Source organism: Flavobacterium sp. PLA-1-15 (assembly GCF_049060005.1).
Lineage (GTDB): Bacteria > Bacteroidota > Bacteroidia > Flavobacteriales > Flavobacteriaceae > Flavobacterium.
Map to the genome: position 1 here is coordinate 84,876 of NZ_JBMGQS010000013.1, position 8,282 is coordinate 93,157.

Genomic DNA, 8,282 nt, shown 5'->3' on the forward strand with positions numbered 1-8,282 from the left:
TCCCGACGAATCAGAAAGCTTTTGTATTCTTTTCAAATGTATTTTTTTAGAACTTAAACCCTAGATTAAATCCTGCACTGAATTCAATTTTAGTGAACTCATCTGTCACTTCTTCACTAAAGTTTCTCCCAATATTGGCATACGGCCCCATCACAAAACGGTTGTTGAAACTCCATTTGTATCCGGCTCCAAGGCCAATGATAAAACTGTCCATGTCTATTTTTGGTGTATCAGATGTTGCTTGATAATCTCCAAAACGGAATTTGAGCAGTGGCGAAACAAGAAATCCCGAACCGTCGTCGCGTCTGGAAATATTATAATTGTAGGATAGTTGCATACTGTTGGTATTGAAATCCTCTACCTGCCTACCGATACTCATATTATAGGTATCGTTGATCAATACATCCAATGCCACCGACTGGTGTTTGTCGAGATAATACTCATATCCTACCTCGACCGAACCCAATGCAATTACATTAAAGATATTGAACCTTACTTCATGTTGTGGAAAATGACCGTCCTGTGCCTTTGCCATAAATGTTCCGGCAAGGAGCATCAGGCTTAAAATTGTTTTTTTCATAGCTTTAATTTTTGTTTTTAGTAATCGAAATATAACAAATATTATGCTAAAACAAATTAATTCCTGCCTTTTTCTTTATTGTAAAGCTTGTAAAGTGGTTCGCTTTGCCAAAATTCCTTTGTATCTACGTCCAAAATAGTTAACGGCCCTTTGAAGGCGGCACCCGTATCTACATTCCAAACATTGGCCATTTGTATGGGAGTTGTTTTCTCAATCTTCGTTACTGGTGTATGGCCTATAAAGATTTCCTTGTATAGTGTAAGGCGTTTTGGATACTGCAAATCTTTTGTACTCATTGATTTATCCAATGCCAAGGCGGTTTCCCAAAGCGTTCGTTCCCAATAAAACATCTTAGGGAAATATTCATACTCCACACCGTTTAAGTTTGTAAATCCGGCGTGTACAAAGAGTCGGTTTTTTTTATCAAGATGATAATTCTCTAGCGTTTCAAGGAAGGCAATGTGTTCGTCTATGTTTTCAGGCAAAACCGTTTTGTAGGCATTTACCGTTGCTTCTCCTCCGTGATGAAACCACATTTCGTTGTGGCTCTTTTCCTTGAACCATTTCAACAACAAATCGTCGTGGTTACCTCTTATAAAAACACAGTTGTGTGTCGATTTAAGTTGAATTAAAAAATCCAAAACCTGTGGCGATTGGCTCCAACCGTCTACATAATCACCTAGGAAAATCAGTTTGTCTTTTGGGGTTACTTGTGCTCTTTCGAGTATTTGCTGGAGGGCTTTTAGTCCGCCGTGTATGTCGCCTATTGCGAAAGTCCTCATCTGTTTTTTTTTGTAAAGTTACAAATTATCGCTCTTGCACAAATCCTAAATATTTCCCTAAAAAGATGATTTCTGCTATCCTGTTCTTCCTTTCCCTGAGCTTAAGAAGGTTTTCTTGTAACCAAGGGGCTATATCAGTATATAGAATGACACTATGCTTCTAGAGAATGAAACTTATATTCTAGAGAATGATGTTTTGATTCTAGAGAATGAAACTTTTACTATAGAGAATGAAATTACTATTCTAGAGAATGAAATAAGCTCTATAGAGAATGACATTTTAGTTCTAGAGAATGATACTACTATTCTAGAGAATGATTGGATTTAATAAAATATAGACTATCTTTATTTTAAAATTAAGTATCATGAAAAAGCATAAGCGCACTTCTGTAAAAGTTCCAAAGAGCAGTATTGTTCTAAATCTAGAACCAATCATGACGTTAAGAAACATTCCGCATCCCTCGGCCTTCCTGATCAAGCAGGGGCTTAACCGTGGTTCGGTTGGCAAGATGCTCAAAGGAGAAGCCGTTCAGTTGAATTTCCAACAGCTTACCACCCTTTGTTTTGCATTGAACTGCACCCCGAACGATTTGTTCTCGCTCAGAGAAATGAACCTTCCTGAACTGCATGCCCTGAAAGCACTGCCGGAATTTGTACCAAAAGCAAAGAAAACCTCGGTAACCGAATGGCTGGCGGGGAAAAGCGTAGCAGAAATCAAAGAGTTGATGCAGCAGTAAATACTGTTAAAAAGTAAGGATGCTTAATTGAGGTCGTACTTCATCTTCCTAAGAATCCGCATCGCTTCCTTAAAAGACAAATAGACTGTTGGATTCAGATGCTTTTTCAGCAAAGGCTTCGCATCGATAAGTTTTTGCTTTGCATCCTCAAAGCCATTGAGGTAGCAGATCATAAAAGTGGAAGGCAGGTTTTCGAGGTCCTTGTTTTCCCTTTCGGAAAGAGGATAGCCTTTTTCAAGTTTTGATATAAGGGCCCGATTGGAATTATAGATATGAAACAGCATCTTTCTATTGAACTCTGGCGGCTGGAAAAGCATCTCGCTTTCCATCTTGTAATAGCCATTTTCGAAGAAACGGATGGTTACCTTTTCAAGCTCATAGAAACTGGTCTTGTCGTTGAGTCCCAATGAAACGTATTCTGTAATGGTAAAACTGTGTTCATCATATTCAATCGCAACTTCATCCAGGGCTGAATAAAAGAGCTTGATTTGTTCGTTGACAAGCTCAATATCTACACGCGAAAGATAGGTTTTGTCCTTGACTTTTTTAGGGATTCCTGCCCAGCATACGACAAAAAGTTCCTTGAAAACCTTGTATTTGGGCGACATGTCCTTGTGCCGGTTGTTCATAAAATCCATCACGCCGTCAAGCGTATAACCAATACTGTTTCGGGAACTGTTTTCAATACTGATGACCGTTTCGGTATTCTGATAATTCTTTTCAAACACACCATCTTCAAGAGGAACAGAATTGCTTCCCCTTCGTATAAAAACAGAGTTGACGGGTATGGTATGAATGCCTTTTTTGAAATAGGAAGCCTTGTTTTTCGGTTTGATGGTAACGAGGCCAACTACCTTATCCTTAGGCAAATTCGGAAACGGAACGTTTTCATATTGAATCTTGGGTGGGTTCTCCAAAAAGGCATTCACAAGATTCTGTATACGGCTGTCATCGAAGAAATCATCGCCAACGATTTCATTGTCCTGATCCTCTACACCTACTACGATATAGGAATTATTCGTAGGATTTGAGTTGGATAAGGCACAAATATGCTTTAAAAACTTGCCTTTACCCTCTCGGGTATGAAGGTTCAACTGGCGCTTCTTGTCATAAAAACTGCTCTCGTCGTTATGGGCGAGAAGGTTTTTGATGAGAAGGCGTTTGTTGATCATGTCAATTGCTTATTTTTTATTGCTATTGTTTATTCTTAGCAAACGTGATTTATTTATTCTGTATTGGAGGAATAGATTTAGTCATATTTCGAGCCTTTCTTGTCTGAGCTTTTTAGGAAATTCATAAACTTGGATATTTGATCGATTATCATATCTGCTTTCGCCACTAGTTCAAAATAGTTCTCTTTGCTGATATGATTCCGATCGAATGCCCTTTGCAATTGCGCTTTCGTTTCACAGCAGGAACCTCTCGAATAGCTAAGAAAACTGATAAATTCCTTATTTCCTCCACGACCAAATCCTTCGGCAATATTGTCCATCACCGATCCCGAAGAACCATTTATTTGTTCTCTTAATTTATAATCTTGTCCGAGTGAAGTGTTTTGAATCAAATACCAAATAGCATTGCTTTGTTCACGTGCCAATTGATAAATATTCATTTCTTCGAAGGAATTATAATGTGCTATATGGATTGTAATTAAATATTAAAAAGATCCAACCAATTACTTCAAGCAGGCTAATAATAAAAAATAGAAATAAAAAATATTCTAGATAATCCTATTCACTATGGTCGAGGAAGCCTGGGCCGTACTCATTACCATCAAATCGGCAATATTGACATGATAAGGTCGAGTCGTTACAAACACAATAATATCGGCAATATCTTCCGGCTGGAGCGGTTCGAAACCCTTGTAAACATTAGAAGCTCTTTCGGTATCGCCTTTAAAACGCACTTCTGAAAACTCCGTTTCTACCATTCCCGGATGGATGGCCCCAACACGGATTCCGTAAGGATTCAAATCCATTCGCATTCCTTGACTGATGGCATCAACGGCATGCTTCGTGCCACAATAGACGTTTCCATTTGGATAGACTTCCTTGGCCGCCGTTGAACCAATATTGATGATATGGCCTTTTCTGCTCTCGATCATCTTCGGGATAATGGCTTTGGAAACATACAACAACCCTTTTACATTGATGTCGATCATCGCATCCCAATCTTCTATATCACCGTTTTGAATTGGATCTAAACCGTGTGCATTCCCTGCATTGTTGATAAGGATGTCGATATCTGCAAAATTTTCAGGAAGCGAAGCAATGCTTTCTCGCACCGTCTTTTTGTTTCGGACATCAAACAATAATGTATGCACTTCCGTTCGCTGCGAAAGCTCGTCCTGAAGTTCCGCCAATCGGTCTTCCCTCCTGCCGCAGATAATGACTTTAAAATTATTTTTGGCGAAAGCCCTTGCCGTTGCCCTGCCTATTCCACTGGTTGCCCCGGTTATGAATACTGTTTTCATCGAATCTCTTTTAACTTCATATTTAATACTGGATACAGCTACTGATTACTTACTATTTCTTATGGAACAGGATTCCCCATACTTTCGGTCCAGATGGCAAACCAATCTTCCTTGTCCAAAACCAATTCTATTGCTTTGGTCATGTATTGGATTCTCGCCACATTTACCGTTCCGGCAACAGGAAGAATTTTAGCCGGATGCTGCATGATCCAGGCCAGCAAAATTACATCCGAACCTACATGGTATTTGTCAACCAAATTGGCCAACAGTTTTTTAAGGCGCCTGGTCTGACTCGTATCTTCCCTGAAAATAGTCCCTAGCGGATTCCATGCCATAGGCGTAATATTGTGAAGCTGCATATGGTCCAGACTTCCGTCAATCATGGCTTCGTATTTTGTGGCTGAGAATTGGATCTGATTAAAGTTTACTTCTGTTTTCGAACGAATCAAATCGGTTTGAGAAGGTGTAAAATTCGACAATCCGAAGTCGAGTATCTTTCCATGCTGTTTAAGCTTGGAAACCGCCTCGGCGATCTCATCGGGCTGCATCAAAGGACTCGGACGATGCAATAAAAGCGCATCCAGATAGTCTGTCTCCAAGTTTTTCAGGGAGTTCTCAACCGACCAGATGATGTATTCCTTCGAATAGTCATAATACTTGACTTTGTTGTCCCTGTTTTCGGTTACATGCTGGATCCCGCACTTGGAAATCAGCTGTATTTTTTTTCGGTCAATTTTGCTTTGCGTAAGCGCTTTTCCAAATTCAGATTCAGTTGTGTAGCCACCGTAAATATCGGCATGATCGAAAGTAGTGATTTTATTCTCCAGGCAGACGTGGATAAGGCTTGCCATTTCAGATGTAGAAAGGTTTTTATCCCATACTCCCCAGTTCATCGTACCGGCAATTATTGGCGAAAATAATGTTTTCATGATGCGTGTTTTTGAGTTCTTAAAAATATAAAAACAAAATCAAAACACGAAGTATAAGACCGCTTAATCACTATGAGAAAATAAAATCATTTAAAAGAAAATAATAACATACAATATATTAATATTTTCTTATATTTGTGTTCTAAATAATAAAACCTTTTTGCGCAAAAGATGGTTTAATCTAAAAATAAAATTTATGAACAACATAATATACAATACTGATGATGATTTTGACGAAGAGAGCGGAAGTGTTTTAAAACAGTCAAGATTCTTAAACTTTGAACAAATTTTTCAAAATTCCACCAATCCATTAGAAGAAACAATTAAAAGAAGCCGTTCTGGAAATTCTTTAGAGAATACTTCTCTTCCAAATCGTTTTGGAAAAGACAGTATTTTCTATCAAGCCAAGGAAGACTCCTTAAGGCACTTTTTAGAGAGCAGGAATCTCTATCAGCCGGCGAAAAGCAAATATGAGGGCATTGATTTAGAAAAAATTCTAATCAATATTACAGATTTCAACAACATTGACGACTTGCCTTATTTCTGCAAAAAAGGAAACCGTCTAAGAATCATTCAATACACTGCTGAAGAGCCTAATTCTCTTGATGAGTATTTAAAAAAGTACTTCACAATCAATTCAAAAAAAATATCGACTTATACCGATAATTTCATATGGTTCACAGAAGGAGAAGATTCCAATCTTATAACTTTTCATCTTTTTGCTTATGACAATCGTATTTCAGAAATTATTTGCACAATGGGGAGTGACATTTTTGATTGTCTAAAAAGCACCACCAATGTAAACTCTTCTGGTGGCTTCATAATCAGGAACAATAAGGATGAAAACATAGTAAACCCTGTATTGGATGATTTTAAAAAAGAGATTGCAAAGAGAGTAGAAAAGCTTTATTACAGCAATAATGCCATAGATTCGGATAAAAAATTCTATATAAGAACTGAAGAACTGATTGAAGCACTTGACAGGGAATTTCAGGCTGAAGGTGATTATCAAAGAACGATAGATTGGATTTTTGAAAAAATGGAAATCACCACATCCTTTAAAGATTTCGTAAACAAGCTCCACGACTACTCTAAAGACATTCAATCCTACAGACTTGGAGAAGAACGGTACTTGCCGTTCCATCCTAATTTTGATCCCATCTTTAATGATACGTTATTAAAAGCATTTGGCATAAATCCTAATATCAAGATAGAAGATTACTTCTTGGAATGGGATCAGGAAGATATTGAAAAATTTAAATTAGTAGAAAAAGAAGTCAATGTCGCCTATGGTTTCAATGCCTTTTTCTGCGGTTTATGGAATGCACTTGTTGACACTATCGATGGTTTTGTCTTAATGATTCCTGAACTGCATGAAATTTTTACCGACAGGGCTAAGTTCAAGTCTTTCTTGCATCTTATAAAAGAGCTATTCGAGCATATTAACGAATGGGAGGACAAGATTAACGAATGGGAATTAAAAAACAGCAGCTATTCAGTCTATCGGTATGAATATTTTCAAACTTATGGAACAATACTAATATTGTCATTATTCTTGCCATTACCAAAGCTAGCCAAAGGAGGAAAATCTGCGGAAGCTTTTACCTTTTTCGAAATAACAGTAAAAGCATTAACAGAGAGAGAAGTTATTCTACTGGCTTATAAATTAGGCTTGCGTATTGAAAAAACGGGCGAAAAATGGACACTCCTCTTTCAAGACATAGCCATTACTGCCGGAGCAAAGGAAAAAATTGCTTTAAGAGTTGAACAGATAACAAGCAAGGGATTAATTCCTATTGAAGAAGCCTTTGGCCTTGGAAGAGAGTCAACAAAATTGCTACAAAACTTAAAACTTCAGCTTAAAATTAATATTAAGACAATAGATATTGTTGAAACTGGTGGACAATTATTTTTCAGACTTGACCCACAAGATCTGAAAAAGCTTGTGGATTTTCTTAAACTCTCCAAGCCAGAACGAAGAATAAAAATCAAACAGGCTACACAAGATTTAAGATTGCACAGTAAGGCAAAGTACAACCCAGCCAATGCAAAGGCCAAAGGATTTGACATACCGAAAAGTAAAAACGGAATTTCAGCAGATTTTGCAAAAACGCCTTATCTTTATAACGAAAATAGCATTGTAAAGATTCGAATGACGGGCTCAAGAAGTAAGGATTTTGAAATTTGTTATAGTAAGATAGGAATTAATGATTTAAAAACGATTGAACAAATTGAAGAAAAATTTGTTTGGCATCATTTAGATGATTTGAACGAACTATTAGAATGTACTATGCAACTGGTTCTAAAAGAAGCCCATAAAGCTACCTATAGACATATTGGTTCTTGCGGTCAAATAGACAAAGTATTAACTATTAAATACAAACCTTAATAAAAAATGAAATTTAGAAATAGTAAACAGAAATTAACTAATGATGAATTATTAGTTTTTGAAAAGCAATTTAATTTAAATCTCCCAAATTCATATAAAGAAGTAATGCTAGAATATAATGGAGGATATCCAGATAAGAAATATTTTAGAGGAGGTGGGGTTTATTTTTTACCGATAAAGTATGGTGATTGGAACTTAGAAAAATGTATCCAAGTTACCAGCGATATATTTCCTAAAAATTATTTGCCTTTTATAGATTATGGTGACGGATCAATATGTCTTTCTTTGGATGCAGAAACCTTTGACCAAATTTATTTTATAAATGAATCGGGAGATATAGAATTAGTGTGTAATTCATTCGAAGAATTTATGAATGAACTCTCAGATAATGA

Annotated in this window: 9 protein-coding genes; 3 read left to right on the forward strand and 6 right to left on the reverse strand. The window is 36.9% G+C overall.

Annotation, left to right across the window (positions count from 1 at the left end):
- Positions 1-46 precede the first annotated feature (46 nt).
- Together ACI6PS_RS09540 and ACI6PS_RS09545 are read right to left on the reverse strand one after the other, a co-directional pair.
- On the reverse strand, positions 47-580 hold the full coding sequence (locus tag ACI6PS_RS09540; RefSeq protein ID WP_421012334.1) for a DUF3575 domain-containing protein: 534 nt from the start codon (positions 578-580) through the stop codon (positions 47-49).
- Between the two features lie 56 nt (positions 581-636).
- Entirely contained in the window at positions 637-1,362 is a 726-nt protein-coding gene (locus ACI6PS_RS09545; RefSeq protein WP_421012335.1) for a metallophosphoesterase family protein, read from the reverse strand.
- A 365-nt stretch (positions 1,363-1,727) separates the two neighbouring features.
- On the opposite strand from ACI6PS_RS09545, the gene ACI6PS_RS09550 reads away from it, so the two are divergent.
- The gene (locus ACI6PS_RS09550; protein WP_421012336.1) at positions 1,728-2,099 is read left to right on the forward strand and encodes a helix-turn-helix domain-containing protein; all 372 of its coding nucleotides are present in this window, start codon (positions 1,728-1,730) and stop codon (positions 2,097-2,099) included.
- 23 nt (positions 2,100-2,122) lie between these two features.
- Here ACI6PS_RS09550 and ACI6PS_RS09555 read toward each other — a convergent pair whose 3' ends face one another.
- The 4 genes from ACI6PS_RS09555 to ACI6PS_RS09570 all read right to left on the reverse strand — a co-directional run bounded on the left by ACI6PS_RS09555 (position 2,123) and on the right by ACI6PS_RS09570 (position 5,504).
- Entirely contained in the window at positions 2,123-3,271 is a 1,149-nt protein-coding gene (locus ACI6PS_RS09555) for an ATP-binding protein (RefSeq protein WP_421012337.1), read from the reverse strand.
- Between the two features lie 77 nt (positions 3,272-3,348).
- Positions 3,349-3,711: a four helix bundle protein gene (locus ACI6PS_RS09560; protein ID WP_421012338.1), complete on the reverse strand. Its 363-nt coding sequence runs from the start codon at positions 3,709-3,711 to the stop codon at positions 3,349-3,351.
- A gap of 108 nt (positions 3,712-3,819) precedes the next feature.
- A complete protein-coding gene (locus ACI6PS_RS09565; RefSeq protein WP_421012339.1) occupies positions 3,820-4,572 on the reverse strand; it encodes an SDR family NAD(P)-dependent oxidoreductase in 753 nt (250 codons plus the stop codon).
- Positions 4,573-4,631: 59 nt separating this feature from the next.
- On the reverse strand, positions 4,632-5,504 hold the full coding sequence (locus ACI6PS_RS09570) for an aldo/keto reductase (protein WP_421012343.1): 873 nt from the start codon (positions 5,502-5,504) through the stop codon (positions 4,632-4,634).
- A gap of 193 nt (positions 5,505-5,697) precedes the next feature.
- Between ACI6PS_RS09570 and ACI6PS_RS09575 the strand changes: the two genes are divergently transcribed.
- Together ACI6PS_RS09575 and ACI6PS_RS09580 are read left to right on the forward strand one after the other, a co-directional pair.
- On the forward strand, positions 5,698-7,890 hold the full coding sequence (locus tag ACI6PS_RS09575) for an HNH endonuclease (protein WP_421012340.1): 2,193 nt from the start codon (positions 5,698-5,700) through the stop codon (positions 7,888-7,890).
- A gap of 6 nt (positions 7,891-7,896) precedes the next feature.
- On the forward strand, positions 7,897-8,282 hold a 386-nt coding region (locus ACI6PS_RS09580), incomplete at its 3' end, for an SMI1/KNR4 family protein (RefSeq protein ID WP_421012341.1).